This window comes from Streptomyces sp. NPDC001450, from assembly GCF_053597295.1.
Genome location: NZ_JBSFHY010000009.1, coordinates 132,349 through 145,262, shown reverse-complemented (window position 1 = coordinate 145,262; position 12,914 = coordinate 132,349). Strand labels below are relative to the sequence as shown.

Genomic DNA, 12,914 nt, shown 5'->3' with positions numbered 1-12,914 from the left:
GTCGTACCTCGCGGCCGGCCGTAAAAACAGTCTGACCGGTCGGGTGCTGCGCGCCGAGCCGTGCCGGGACGCCGGAGCGGCTGAACGCGACGGACGTTTCCCCCGTACTGGACTCAGCAGACCCCGTTCCCGCGCCTGCCGAGGAGAAGTCCCGGATGACTCGGATGACCGCCCGCCTGAGCGTCACGGCGGCCGCTGCGGCGACCCCACTCCTGCTCCTGCCGTGGACGGCGGGGTCTGCCCAGGCGCACGGTGCCCCGACGGACCCGGTCAGCCGGGTGTACGCCTGCTCCCCCGAGGGCGGGAGCGCGAACCGCTCGGCGGCCTGCCGGGCGGCGATCAGCGCGAACGGCGCCCCGTTCACCGCGTGGGACAACCTGCGCGTGGCGGGGGTGAACGGCCGGGACCGGCAGGTGATTCCGGACGGCAGGCTGTGCAGCGGAAACCTGCCCGCCTACCGGGGCCTCGATCTGGCCCGGCGCGACTGGCCGACGACCCGGCTGACACCCGGCGGCAGACTGACGATGACGTACGCCTCGACGATCGCGCACACGGGCACGTTCAGGCTGTACCTCACCAAGCCCGGCTACGACCCGGCGAAGCCGCTGAAGTGGTCCGACCTGCCCACACGCCCCTTCGCCGAGGTCACGGACCCGCCGCTGACGAACGGGGCGTACCACATCCGGGCGACTCTGCCGTCGGACCGGACGGGCCGTCAGGTGCTCTACACGGTCTGGCAGAACAGCAGCACGCCGGACACGTACTACTCGTGTTCCGACGTGGTGTTTCCGGGAGCAAGCAAGGGGGCGGGGTCGGAGTCGAGTTCGGGGCAGGGGTCGGCGGAGGCCACGGGGCCCGCACGCACGGAGACCGCGCGGCCGCCGTCCGCAACGCCAACTCCCGCTGAGAAAAAGCGCACTTCGGCTGGCGCCAACGGCGACAGCACACCGGTGGCCGAGGCCACCCGCGAGGACGCGGGCCCCTCGGCACCGTTGCTGGCGGGCGGCGCCGCCGCGGTGCTGGTGCTCACCGGGGGCGCCGTCCTGGTTCTGCGCCTACGACGACGCTGAACGCCCTACGCAAGAAGGTCAGTTGACGTAGACCCGGGCTCCCGCGTCGGTGACGGGGGCGTACTTGGCGGTGAAATAGCCGTTCGCGAAGCACAGCGACGAACCGGAGCCCTTCGTGAACTGCTGGTTGGTGAAGGTGATGCTGCTGTCGCTGTTGTCGGCCTTACCCGTCAGGCTCGACGCCTGGTAGACACAGGTGATGGTGCCCAGCAGGGTGCGCAGCTTGACCGTGGTCTGGATGGTGGAGCCACTGGCCGGCGAGACGGCGAGGGTGCCGTCCGAGGCGACGGTCGCGGTGTAGGGCAGGTTGTCGACCGTGATGCTGCTGACGCCGAGCACACCAGTGACGTTGCTCGTGCAGCTGCTGCTGTCGAAGGTGTGCCCGGTGACCGACTCGGTGGCCGTACCGGGTGCGGTCGGGTTGCCCGTGACCGTGGCGGTGAACTGCGAGGACGTGCAGGTGACCCCGCTGGTGCCGGTCGCGCTGGAGTAGAGCGTCGCGGTCGTGCCGCCGGCCAGCGGCGCGGTCAGGGTGTCGCCGACCGCGGCGGCGGTGCCGCCGGCGCCGCCCGTGGTGAGGACGGCGCTTCCGTCAGCGGAGGCGGGGACGGCCACGGCGACGGTGAGCGCGGCGACGGTGCCGGCCAGGGCGAGAAGGGATCGCGTACGCATACGGGTGCCTCTTTTCTGGGTGGGGGGCAACGTGAGGTGAGGTGGGGGGTGTTGGCGAGGTGGGGGGTGCCGCCGCCGGGCCGTGACGCCTTCTCCGTACGTGACGGCCCGGCGACGGCGGCCGGCCGGCGCCGGTCGAAGTCCTCGGGGGAAGGCCTCCGACCGGACCGGACAGGGGGCGGTCGGGCACGGACCACGGACGGAAGCGACCGTGCCGACGCCGCGCTGATGCGGAGCGGTTGTCGAAGGAAGAAGGGCAGAGCGGTCACCGAAATGAAGGCCGGGGACGCGGCCGATGCCGCTCGACGGATCCGGCGCCACGGATCCGGGGAAACCAGGGAGAGTTGTAGACCTGATCAACCATCAACGTCAAGGAGTAACAAGGGAGTTGCTGTTCATCGGAGGCTGCTGGATACCGCTTCGGAACGAGGCCCATCGGCACTCGCACACATCCGACACCCTTTTTTCACAACTCCCTTGACCCCCCAAAGTAACCGGCGGTAACTTCCTCGAAGGCTACTGCCGCGTAACGAGAAAGCCCTTGCATCCGCCGGGAGTGCGAGGCGGCGTGTGCGGCAGCCGCTGTCCGCGCCAGGACAACGCGCCACTGAAGCCCAACCCGCATTGATCTATGCCTATGGGAGCAGACATGGCCTCGTCCCCGGACCTCTCGTCCGCCGACAACACCCCAGAGAACCCGGGAAGCGGTTCCCCGTCCGAAACCTCAGCCGCGTCCGGGACCGCCGCCGGCGGCGAAAGACGAGGCCGGGTGCGACTGCGCAGGGCCGCGGTCATGGCGGTGCCCGCCACCATCGTCGCCGCGAGCCTCGCGGTCCTCACCGCGGAGGGCGCGCTGGGTGTGCAGTTCGCGATCTCCGGCATGCCGTTCACCGTCACGGCGACGGAACTCAACGGCACCGGGTTCGAGCAGTTCGGCGGGCTCGACACCATGGCGGACGGCAGCCCGAACGCCGGCGACACCGGCGGGCAGGTGCTCGTCGTCACCTCCGCGATCAAGAACGCCACGCTCACCAAGCTGTGCCAGAGTGTCGACCTGGGCGGCACCAACCTGAAGATCACCGCGGGCGGCGGCGAGCACAAGGTGACCGCGAGCGACCTCACCACCGACTCGACCGAGCTGTCGGGCGACGCGGCCTTCAACAACATCGAGATCGGCAACGACGCCAGCACACTGACCAAGGCGAACGCGAAGGGCCCGATCGGCGTCTTCAGCCAGCAGGCCGACATCGTGCACATCGGCAACCTGCGGCAGACCAACTACGCGACGACCGCAGGTGTGTTCAGGCTGCCGGGGCTCAAGCTGGGCTTCAGCGACTCGGGTTGCTGATCCGATGCCGGAGCGTCCAGATCAGGGACTGAGGTCCGTCTTCCGCAGGTGGCGGGCCCGCCGGCCGTTCTGGGGCGGGCTGCTGCTGGCCCTCGGCGGCGGCGAGATCCTGCTCACCGAGAAGGCCTCGCTCAAGGTCGTGATGCACATCGGCATGCAGGGCCTGGCCGGCTATCTGCTGCCGACACTGATGCTGATCCTGGGTCTGCTGATCCTCTTCAACCCCTCCCAGCGCCTCTTCTACTCCATCACCGGCGTCCTGCTCTCCCTGGGCACCTGGCTCACCTCCAACCTGGGCGGTTTCTTCATCGGCCTCCTCCTCGGCGTCACCGGCAGCTGCCTCGCCTTCGGCTGGCTCCCCGACCAGGAGCCCCGGGTGAGCCGCCGCCGACGCCGCAGGGCGGCCCGGGCCGCGGGGCAGGGACTGGGGGAAGGGGCAGGGGAACCGGCCTGAGTTCGTCGCTCGACCGCTCACGGCCGGGTGGGATCGTCGGCAATCATCGGTGCATGAACGAGATCGTACTGATGTCGGATCCGAAGATCGCGGCCGTGCCGGTGGTCGACTGCGGTGAACCGCTCGTGGACGTCCGGCTGCGGGACCTCGCCGTCGATGCCCGCAGAACCGATGACTCGGGGGCGTTCGCGCATCTGCGGGAAGGGGTGCTGACCCGGCTTCTGGCGGCTCAGGAGCTGCTGCCGGACGGCATCCGGCTGCTGTTCGTCGAGGGGTACCGGCCGCCCGCGCTGCAGCGCCACTACTTCGAGAGCTACGCCGGCCAACTGCGCGGCGACAACCCGGACTGGTCGCCGACGCAGGTCCGGGAGGCCGCGAGCCGGTACGTGTCGCCCCCGGAGATCGCGCCGCACAGCGCCGGCGCCGCGGTCGACCTCACCCTCGTCGCCGCCGACGGGCAGGAGCTCGACATGGGGACCCGGTTGAACGCCAGCCCGGAGGAGAGCGCGGGCGCCTGCTACACGGACGCCGCCGACGTCGGCGCCGAGGCACGCGCCAACCGACGGATCCTCGGCGACGCGCTGACCGCTGCGGGCCTGTTGAACTACCCCACCGAGTGGTGGCACTGGTCCTTCGGCGACCGCTACTGGGCCCTGGCCACCGGAGCCGCCACAGCGATCTACGGCCCGCGCGAACTCGGCTGACCGGGCACGGTGGCGCCTGCTCTCCGGACGGGTGACGTGGGAACTTCTACGCCGGAGCGGCGAGTTCATAGGGCTCTGTCGCCGTTCTCCGGCCGCTTCTACGCTGTCGTCCGCCTGCGTCCGAGGAATTCGGTCCAGGCTGCCGGAACTTATCGGCCGGACCAGGAGTTTCTACGTTGCTGTAGAAGTTTCTGTGGGCGTTTCGTCGAGGCATCCGACCGTGGATACGAGGAGTTCGCATGGCCCTGTGGGACCGCGTCAAGGAGTCGGCGTCGCAGATGCAGACCCAGTTGGTGGCGAAGAAGAACGACCTGAAGAGCGGCGCCTTCCGCGATGCAAGCATGGCGATGTGCGCGCTCGTGGCCGCCGCCGACGGCACGATCGACCCGTCGGAGCGGCAGCGGGTGGCCCAGCTCATCGCGACGAACGAGGTGTTGCAGAACTTCCCGGCCGACGACCTGAGGCGCCGCTTCGAGGAGAACCTGAACAAGCTGACCACCGACTTCGACTTCGGCAAGGTGAGCGTGCTCCAGGAGATCGCCAAGGCGAAGAAGAAGCCCGCCGAGGCGCGGGCCGTGGTGCAGATCGGCATCGTCATCGGCGGCGCGGACGGCGACTTCGACAAGACCGAGCAGGCGGTGGTGCGTGAGGCGTGCTACACGCTCGACCTGCCGCCGCACGAGTTCGACCTCTGATCCGGTGCCGCGGCCGTACCGACGGCCGCCCGCGGCGAGGCGGTCGGCCTGGTCGCGGGCGCGGTGGAGTCGGTCCAGGGCCGATGGATCCGGTACGGGTTCGGCCGTGGCTTCGGCGAGGCGGATCAGGTCCGGCAGGCAGAGGGCCGTTCCGTCCAGCACGACGCGGGTGTCCCCGGCCTCCGGGGGCGCCCGCGTCGTCGGGTCCGGTCGCCTCCGCGCCGCGGTACGTCAGCCGAGACCGGCGGACTTCAGCCAGGCCTTGGCGACGTCCAGCGGGTCCTTGTTCTGCGACTGCACCTGGGTGTCCAGGTCCAGCAGGGTCGCCGTGTCCAGCTTGGCGGAGACGGCGTTGAGCGCGTCGACGCCCTTCTGGGGCAGGGCGCTCTTGTAGACGAGCGGCTGGATGTTCTCGAAGCCGAAGAGGTTCTTCGGGTCCTGCAGGACGACGAACTTGTCCTTGGAGATGTCCGCGTCCGTGGTGAAGACGTCCGCGGCCTGCACGGTGTTCTTCCTCAGCGCCGCCTTGGTGAGCGGGCCGCCCGCGTCCAGCGCCTTGAAGGACTTGAACTCCAGGCCGTAGACGTCCTTCAGGCCGACCAGGCCCTGCTGCCGGGTCTGGAACTCCGGCGAGGCGCCGATGACCAGGTCCTTCGCGATGTCCTTGAGGTCTGCGATGGACGACTTCCCGGTCAGGCCGTACTTCTTCGCGGTGGCCGCGTTGAGCGTGACCGAGTCCTTGTCCTGCGCGGGCGAGGGCTCCAGCAGGGTCAGCTTGGAGCCCAGCTTGGCCTCGATGGCCGACGTGGTCGCCTCGACGGTCTTGGGCGTGGCCTTCGGGTCGAGGTAGGCCAGCAACGCGCCGTTGTACTCGGGCAGGACCGATACGGACCCGTTCTTGAGCAGGCCGTAGGTGGTCTCGCGGCTGCCGATGTTCGGCTTGTAACTGACCTTGATTCCCTTGGCCTTGAGGGCCTCGCCGTAGATGTCCGCGAGCAGGATGCTCTCGGCGAAGTTGTTGGATCCGACGACCACGCCGTCGCCGCTCGCCTTGCTGTCCGAAAGGGGGTTGTCGCCCTTGCCGTCGGAGGAGTTGCAGCCCGCCAGCAAGGCCGTCGCCGCCGCGAGGGCGACCGCCGCCGCGCCTCGGTTCCTCCGGATGGGCCTGCTGATGCGCTTGGTGGAAGTCACACCACTGATCCAATCCAGCCAGTTCTCGGTCAGTCAAGTGTCTCTGGGTCACCGATTGGCTTCGATGCGCGGTCAGTTGTGTGCGGAGAGCACACACCTTGTAACTCATTCTTGATAAAAGGCGAGGTGATTGCCCCTTCAAGGGGCCTGTAGTCTCACGGGAGTCGAAATCGGTCACAGCGGTGCACGGGGCCCGCTTCCGCCGTAAGGCGCCCCCATGAAGGAGGTCCGGTGTCCACGAACCAGGTGGACGCGCCCGCGCGGCATGCCCCGGTACACAGCGGTGTACGAGGCTTCGCCGACCGCTGGCCCTTCCGACGCAAGCTCAACCTGCTCGTCGCCATCCCGCTCGCGGTGATCGCCGCCCTGCTGTCGTACCTGGTCACCGACCTGGTCGAGCAGTCGGACAACGCCGAGTCCGCGGCCCGGACGGTGCGTGACAGCGCGCAGGTGGCCCGGCTCGTGGACCGCGTCGAGGCCGAGCACCAGCAGGCGATGCTGCTGTCCGCGCGCTACGAGTCCGGCTGGTCTAAGCCCTCGCTCGCCCCCTACCGCGCGGCGCAGGAAGGGGTGCAGGCCCAGGTGGAGAAGGTGCGCGCCACCTACGGCGACCGGCTGCCGGACGCCGAGGGACAGGCCCTCAGGGACGTCGACGGCCTCTCCAGCCTGCGCCAGAGCGTCGAGCGCGGCTATCTGCCGGCCGACAACATCGACCCCGCCTACGTCGACGCGGCAGGCCGGCTGATCGACGGACTCGGACTCGACCACGACACCGCCCTCGCGTCGACCTTCACCGGCAGCCTGCTGGACTCCCTGCTGCGCGCGGACGCCGCCCACGGCGCCTTCGAGACAAGCGTGTTCTCCGCGACGACCGGGGACACCAACGCGCTGATCGAGTTCACCAATGCGGTCGGCTCATACGACCTCTACACCCACCAGGCCGACCGCTTCGGCCGGTTCGCCACCGAGCGCCAGGCACAGCAGCTGGCCGGCATCGACCACACCTCCGCGCAGCAGGACATCGCGCAGGCGTACGCCGAGTTGCAGATCGACCCCACGCAACTGGAGGCCGGGTCGCGGGCCGAGATCCGCAAGGCGGTCCAGGACGCGCTCACCGACTACCCCCAGTACCCCGAACAGGCCGCCGCCCGGCTGAAAATCACCACCTCGCTGATCGGCCAGATCGCCGACCGCGCCGACCGCGAGGCCTCCTCCGCCAAGTGGCACGCTGGGCAGCTGCTGTACGGCACGCTGGTGGTGTTCGCGCTGTGGATCGCCTTCGCGATGCTGGTGCGCCGCTCGGTGGTGCGGCCCGTGCAGGCGCTCACCGGGGCCGCGCAGGAGGTCGCCGAGGTGGCCAGGCGCGAGCTTGACCGGGTGGCCGACGACGATGCCGAGGACGACGGTCCGCCCCGGCTGCGGGACATGCCGGTCACCGCGCGCGACGAGATCGGTGACCTGGCCGAGGCCTTCAACCGGGTGCAGACCACCGCCGCGGCCCTGCTGGAACGCCAGGTGCTCAGCCGCCGCAACACCGCCGAGATGTTCGGCAACGTCGGCCGCCGTGTCAGCAACCTGACCACCCGCCAACTCGCGCTGATCGACGCCGTCGAGCGCGGCGAGACCGACCCCGCGCTGCTGGAACGCCTCTACTCCATCGACCACATCGCCGTACGCCTGCGCCGCAACGCCGACAGCCTGATGCTGCTGGCGGGCATCCGCGAGACGGCGCTGGACGGCGGGCCCCTGGCCCTCTCCAACGTGGCGCGGGCCGCGCTCGGGCAGATCGAGGGCTATCAGCGGGTACGGCTGTACGCCGCCTCGGACGCCATGGTCGAACCCGACATCATCGGCGACCTGACGCTGATGATGGCCGAACTCCTGGAGAACGCGGTGTCGTTCTCCCCCGAGGGCAGCCCGGTGGAGGTGACCGTCCGTTCCGGTGCCGAGGGCGCCCACGTCGTCGTCACCGACCACGGCCTGGGCATGAGCGCCGAACGGCTCGCCGAGGAGAACGCCCGCCTGATCCGCCGCGAACGCCTCGACCTGGTGCCGACGAAGGTGCTCGGTCTGTTCGTGGTGGGCGCGCTGGCCCGCCGCTGGGAGATCGGGGTGGAACTGACCCGTACACCAGGCGGTGGTCTGACGGCGGAGGTGACGCTCCCGTCCTCGTTGCTGCTGACGATGAGCCCGGTGGCGGATCCTCCCGCCGGGCCCGTCGCCGTGGCACCGCCGGCGGCGGACGTCCCGTCCGGTCCGGTGCCGTCCAGCTCCGCCGGGTACAAGACCGAACCCGCCGGAAAGAAGACCGAACCCGCCGGCGAGAACACCGAACCCGCCGGCCCCCTGCCCCGCCGTGTCCCGAGCCGCGAGACCGCCACCCCCACGGAGCAGCCTCAGCTCGTCTCCTCCGGCACCGCCCGCCCCCTGCGCCGCCGGGTCCGCGGGGCCACGCTCCGGACGACCGCCGGCGCCGCCCAGGCCGTACCGAAGCCGGCGCGCCCCCGCGACGCCGAGGCGGAGCGCAGCGCGCTGGAGGAGTTCGAGGCGGCGGTGGAACGCGCTCATCGGGACAGCGACACCGGAAGCCACGCGCGACCGCACCCCGAGGAGACCTCCTCCGCTCCCCCCACGCCGCCCCCGCCGCACGACCCGAACCACCTTCCGGAAGGAGCCGAGCAGTGAGCACGTCGACAGGTGACACCCCGACGGGCGGCACCACGCCGACCGACCTGCAGGCAGCCGCAGCCGACTTCACCTGGCTGCTGAACCGTTTCGCGACCGAGACCGCGGGCGTCGTCGACGCGATCGCGGTCTCCTCCGACGGCCTGCTGATCGCCGTGTCGGAGCTGCGCGAGCGCGCCCACTCCGAACGGCTCGCCGCGATCGTCTCGGGCATCACCAGCCTGGCCGCCGGCGCCTCCGGCAACTACGGCCTGGGCGGCCTGAACAAGGTCATCATCGACCTGGAGGGCGGCCATGTCATCGTCTCCGCGATCGGCAGCGGCGCCGTCCTCGGCGTGGTCACCGACAAGGACGCCAAGCTCGGCAACATCGCCTACGAGATGACGGTGTTCGCCAACCGTGCCGGTGCGGCGCTCAGCCCGCAGCTGGTGCTGGAGCTGAAGAACAGCGTCGGTGCCACGCGCTGAGGCGCACGCCCGGACAGGAGGAGTGGACAGCCATGGCGGACGGCACCCAGCCCCCGGGCCCGGACCCGGTCGGCCCCGCCCCCGCCGTACGGCCGTTCCTGGTCACCGCCGGCCGGGTGGCGGATGCCGCCCCCGGCCGGTCGATGCCCGTGGAGACCCAGGTGGTGGCCACCGCCGCGGGTCTCGACGCGCTCGGCCGGCTCTCCTTCGAGCGGTACGACATCGTCGCCGCCTGCCGGCTGCCGCAGTCCATCGCGGAACTCGCGGCCCGGCTGCGGCTGCACCTCAACGTGGTCCGTGTCCTGGCCGAAGACCTGCGCGAGGCGGGGCAGCTGACGGTCCACGTGCCCGACGCCGCGGCCACCCACGACGCCTCCGTCCTGCGCAGGGTTATCGATGGCCTCCGGGCCGTCTCCGACTCCCGAGGGGTACCGAGTGACACCGACTGAACCGCTCACCCGGGACGCCGCGCCCGCCGCCGTGCGGCCGCCGCTGCCGGTGAAGATGGTGATCGCGGGCGGCTTCGGCGTGGGCAAGACCACCACCGTCGGCTCGATCTCGGAGATCGAGCCGCTGACCACCGAGGCCTCGATCACCGAGGTCGCGGCGGGCGTGGACGACCTCACGCACACCCCGCGCAAGACCACGACCACGGTGGCGATGGACTTCGGCTGCATCACCATCGACCCGACGCTGAAGCTGTACCTGTTCGGCACGCCCGGGCAGGAGCGGTTCGGGTTCATGTGGGACGACATCGTGGAGGGCGCGGTCGGCGGTCTCGTCATCGTCGACACCCGCCGCCTGGACGACTGCTACGCGGCCGTCGACTACTTCGAGCACAAGGACATCCCGTTCGCGGTGGCGGTCAACGCCTTCGACGGGACGGTGCAGCACTCCCTGGACGAGGTCCGCTGGGCCCTCGACGTCTCCGAGGGCGTCCCGGTCGTGGTGTTCGACGCCCGGGAGCGCGGCTCGGTGCGGGACGCGCTGCTCGTCGTACTCGAACTGGCGCTGGCCCGCACCGAGCAGTGACGCCTCAGTTGCCGCGGCGCACCCCGGGCGAGACGACGATCCGGGACACCGCCCAGAACACCACGAGGGTCGCGAGCGCCATCCCGGCGACCAGGGTGGCGCCGCCGACGACCTTCTCGTAGTTCTTCTGGTAGAGGCCGTCGATGATGTAGCGGCCGAGGCCGCCGAGGCCGATGTACGCGGCGATGGTGGCCGTCGAGACGATCTGGATGGCGGCCGAGCGCACTCCGCTGAGGATCAGCGGGAGCGCGACCGGGAGTTCCACCTGGAAGAGGACCCGTGACTCCGGCATGCCCATGCCCCGCGCGGCGTCCACCGGGGAGGGGTCGACGGACCGGACCGCTTCGTAGGTCGTGACCAGGATCGGCGGGACGGCGAGCACGACCAGCGGGATCATCACGAGCCCCGTGCTGAAGCTCAGCCAGGTGACCAGCAGCACCAGCAGGCCGAAGGTGGGCAGCGCCCGGGCCGCGGTGGCGATCAGCGCCAGCGCGTTGCCGCCGCGCCCGTAGTGCCCGGTGACCAGGCCGACCGGCAGCCCGATCGCGATGGCGAGGGCGAGCGCCTCCAGCGAGTACCGCAGGTGCTCGACGACGCGGTACGGGATGCCGTCGTAGCCGTGCCAGTGGTCGCTGTCGCTGAAGAAGGCGTTGACGAAGTGCAGGATGTTCACCGGGCCGCGCGCTCCTTCGGCATCCAGGGGGTCAGCAGGACACGCACGGCGACGAGCAACGCGTCGACCACGACGGCCAGTACCGCCGTGGTCACCACGGAGTTCACCGCGAGCAGGGGCCGGTTGTAGATCTGGGCGTCGTGCAGCAGATTGCCGAGGGCGCCCTGGTTGCCGATCAGCATGCCGACGCTGACCAGGGAGATGCTCGACACGGTCGCCACCCGCAGGCCCGCGATGATCGCCGGCACCGCGATGGGCAACTGGACCTGGAGATAACGCCGTACGGGTCCCAGGCCCATGGCCGTGGCGGCGGCGAGGGTCTCCGGCGGCACCGAGCGGACACCGTCCACGATCGCGGGGACCAGCACCACCAGGCTGTAGACGGCGAGCGGGATCATCACCGTGGTCTCGGTCTGGCCGGTGTAGTCGATGAGGACGACGAAGAAGGCCAGGGACGGGATGGCGTACAGCACGGTGGTCACACCGAACACGGGCGGGTAGAGCCAGCGGAACCGTACGCACAGCTGGGCCACGGGCAGCGAGACGAGCAGCCCGGCCAGCACCGGCAGCAGGGCCTCTCGCAGGTGCAGGCCGATCAGACCGAAGTAGCTGTTCTGGAGGTCGCTCGGGATGTCGAAGAAGCCGCTCATCGCGCGGCCTTCGCATCCTGTCGGCCCGCGGTGTGGGCGGCGCGGATCGCCTCGCCGATCACCTGCTGGGAGACGACGCCGACGGCGCGCCCCTCGCCGTCCACGGCCACGGCCCAGCCGGTCGGCGAGAGCACGGCCCCGTCGAGCGCGGTGCGCAGCGAGTCCGTGCCGGGCACGAACGGCCGCCCGTACGGCAGCAGTCGCTCCCGGTCGATCTCCCCGGCGGTGAGCTCGTCCGGCGCACTCCAGCCGAGCGGCCTGCCGTCGACGTCCGTCACCAGGAGATAGGGAGCCGCGCCTCGGGAGGAGAGCTTCTCCGCACCCGCGTCGATCGCGACGACGGGAGCGGTCTGCAGATCGAGTTCGTCGGACGGGAAGAAGGAGAGCCGCCGGATGCCCCGGTCGGCGCCGAGGAAGTCCTCCACGAAGGGGTCGGCGGGCGCGCTGAGCAGCTCGGCCGGCGGGGCGAACTGGGCGAGCCTGCCGCCGGTGCGCAGCACGGCGACCATCGTGCCCAGCTTGATGGCCTCGTCGATGTCGTGCGTGACGAAGACGATGGTCTTGCCCAACTCGTCCTGGATGCGGAGTAGTTCGTCCTGGAGGCCCTTGCGCACGATCGGGTCGACGGCGGAGAAGGGTTCGTCCATCAGCAGCACGGGCGGGTCGGCGGCGAGCGCCCGGGCCACACCGACGCGCTGTTGCTGGCCGCCGGAGAGCTGGTACGGGTACCGCTTGGCGAGCGCGGCGTCGAGCCCGACCCGCTCCATCAGCTCCGCCGCCCGGGCCCGTGCCTTCTGCCTGCTCCAGCCGAGCAGGCGGGGCACGGTGGCGATGTTGTCGAGGATGGTGCGGTGCTGGAAGAGACCCGCGTTCTGGATGACGTAACCCATCGACCGGCGCAGGGTGTTGACCGGCTGCTGCCGGATGTCCTGGCCGTCGAGGAGGATGCTGCCCTCGCTGGGCTCCACCATCCGGTTGATCATCCGCAGGGTCGTCGTCTTGCCGCAGCCGGAGGGGCCGACGAGGACGGTGATCGCGCGGTCGGGTATCTCCAACGACAGCCCGTCGACGGCGACCGTGCCGTCCGGGTACCGCTTGGTGACTGCATCTATCCGTATCAAAACGCCGCGTACCCTTCGGTTTTGGCGAAGCCTGGGCCGTTGCGGGGAGAGTCTAGACGGCGATTGTTGCCGCACTTTGGCCAGCAACCCGCCCTTGACCGGTCCCTTCGGATCCGGGGATTCGGGGGCGCTGCCGCTGAAGAGGTCCGCGG

14 protein-coding genes are annotated in these 12,914 nt (G+C 70.4%); 9 read left to right on the top strand and 5 right to left on the bottom strand.

What is annotated here, in order from left to right:
• Positions 1-155 precede the first annotated feature (155 nt).
• Entirely contained in the window at positions 156-1,070 is a 915-nt protein-coding gene (locus ACWC5O_RS12555) for a lytic polysaccharide monooxygenase (protein ID WP_450586656.1), read from the top strand.
• Positions 1,071-1,088: 18 nt separating this feature from the next.
• Here the strand turns inward: ACWC5O_RS12555 and ACWC5O_RS12550 are convergent, their stop codons facing one another.
• Positions 1,089-1,742, bottom strand: coding sequence for a Tat pathway signal sequence domain protein (locus ACWC5O_RS12550; RefSeq protein ID WP_450586654.1), 654 nt, complete (start codon positions 1,740-1,742; stop codon positions 1,089-1,091).
• Between the two features lie 649 nt (positions 1,743-2,391).
• Here ACWC5O_RS12550 and ACWC5O_RS12545 point away from each other — a divergent pair.
• The 4 genes from ACWC5O_RS12545 to ACWC5O_RS12530 all read left to right on the top strand — a co-directional run bounded on the left by ACWC5O_RS12545 (position 2,392) and on the right by ACWC5O_RS12530 (position 4,943).
• Positions 2,392-3,090, top strand: coding sequence for a DUF6230 family protein (locus ACWC5O_RS12545; protein ID WP_450586652.1), 699 nt, complete (start codon positions 2,392-2,394; stop codon positions 3,088-3,090).
• Positions 3,091-3,094: 4 nt separating this feature from the next.
• A complete protein-coding gene (locus ACWC5O_RS12540) occupies positions 3,095-3,544 on the top strand; it encodes a DUF6114 domain-containing protein (RefSeq protein WP_450586651.1) in 450 nt (149 codons plus the stop codon).
• 53 nt (positions 3,545-3,597) lie between these two features.
• The gene (locus ACWC5O_RS12535; RefSeq protein ID WP_450586649.1) at positions 3,598-4,248 is read left to right on the top strand and encodes a M15 family metallopeptidase; all 651 of its coding nucleotides are present in this window, start codon (positions 3,598-3,600) and stop codon (positions 4,246-4,248) included.
• Positions 4,249-4,487: 239 nt separating this feature from the next.
• Positions 4,488-4,943, top strand: coding sequence for a tellurite resistance TerB family protein (locus ACWC5O_RS12530; protein ID WP_097251767.1), 456 nt, complete (start codon positions 4,488-4,490; stop codon positions 4,941-4,943).
• 231 nt (positions 4,944-5,174) lie between these two features.
• Here ACWC5O_RS12530 and ACWC5O_RS12525 read toward each other — a convergent pair whose 3' ends face one another.
• On the bottom strand, positions 5,175-6,134 hold the full coding sequence (locus ACWC5O_RS12525; protein WP_450586647.1) for an ABC transporter substrate-binding protein: 960 nt from the start codon (positions 6,132-6,134) through the stop codon (positions 5,175-5,177).
• Between the two features lie 231 nt (positions 6,135-6,365).
• Between ACWC5O_RS12525 and ACWC5O_RS12520 the strand changes: the two genes are divergently transcribed.
• The 4 genes from ACWC5O_RS12520 to ACWC5O_RS12505 are packed head-to-tail and all read left to right on the top strand — an operon-like array spanning position 6,366 to position 10,318.
• Positions 6,366-8,819, top strand: coding sequence for an ATP-binding protein (locus ACWC5O_RS12520; protein ID WP_450586646.1), 2,454 nt, complete (start codon positions 6,366-6,368; stop codon positions 8,817-8,819).
• Complete coding sequence (locus ACWC5O_RS12515; RefSeq protein WP_403947124.1) at positions 8,816-9,286, top strand: roadblock/LC7 domain-containing protein; 471 nt, start codon at positions 8,816-8,818, stop codon at positions 9,284-9,286. Before ACWC5O_RS12520 ends, ACWC5O_RS12515 begins: the two co-directional genes overlap by 4 nt.
• Positions 9,287-9,318: 32 nt before the next feature.
• The gene (locus tag ACWC5O_RS12510; RefSeq protein WP_450586643.1) at positions 9,319-9,735 is read left to right on the top strand and encodes a DUF742 domain-containing protein; all 417 of its coding nucleotides are present in this window, start codon (positions 9,319-9,321) and stop codon (positions 9,733-9,735) included.
• Positions 9,722-10,318: a GTP-binding protein gene (locus ACWC5O_RS12505; RefSeq protein ID WP_450586641.1), complete on the top strand. Its 597-nt coding sequence runs from the start codon at positions 9,722-9,724 to the stop codon at positions 10,316-10,318. The genes ACWC5O_RS12510 and ACWC5O_RS12505 overlap by 14 nt, the downstream gene beginning before the upstream one ends.
• A gap of 4 nt (positions 10,319-10,322) precedes the next feature.
• On the opposite strand, the gene ACWC5O_RS12500 is transcribed toward ACWC5O_RS12505, so the two are convergent.
• From ACWC5O_RS12500 to ACWC5O_RS12490, 3 genes are read right to left on the bottom strand one after another with little or no spacing between them, the layout of a single operon-like run.
• A complete protein-coding gene (locus ACWC5O_RS12500; protein ID WP_450586639.1) occupies positions 10,323-10,991 on the bottom strand; it encodes an ABC transporter permease in 669 nt (222 codons plus the stop codon).
• Positions 10,988-11,641 carry an ABC transporter permease gene (locus ACWC5O_RS12495; RefSeq protein ID WP_450586637.1) on the bottom strand — a complete coding sequence of 218 codons (654 nt, stop codon included), beginning with the start codon at positions 11,639-11,641 and terminating at the stop codon, positions 10,988-10,990. Before ACWC5O_RS12495 ends, ACWC5O_RS12500 begins: the two co-directional genes overlap by 4 nt.
• Positions 11,638-12,762, bottom strand: coding sequence for an ABC transporter ATP-binding protein (locus ACWC5O_RS12490; protein WP_450586635.1), 1,125 nt, complete (start codon positions 12,760-12,762; stop codon positions 11,638-11,640). The genes ACWC5O_RS12495 and ACWC5O_RS12490 overlap by 4 nt, the downstream gene beginning before the upstream one ends.
• Between the last annotated feature and the right edge of the window lie 152 nt (positions 12,763-12,914).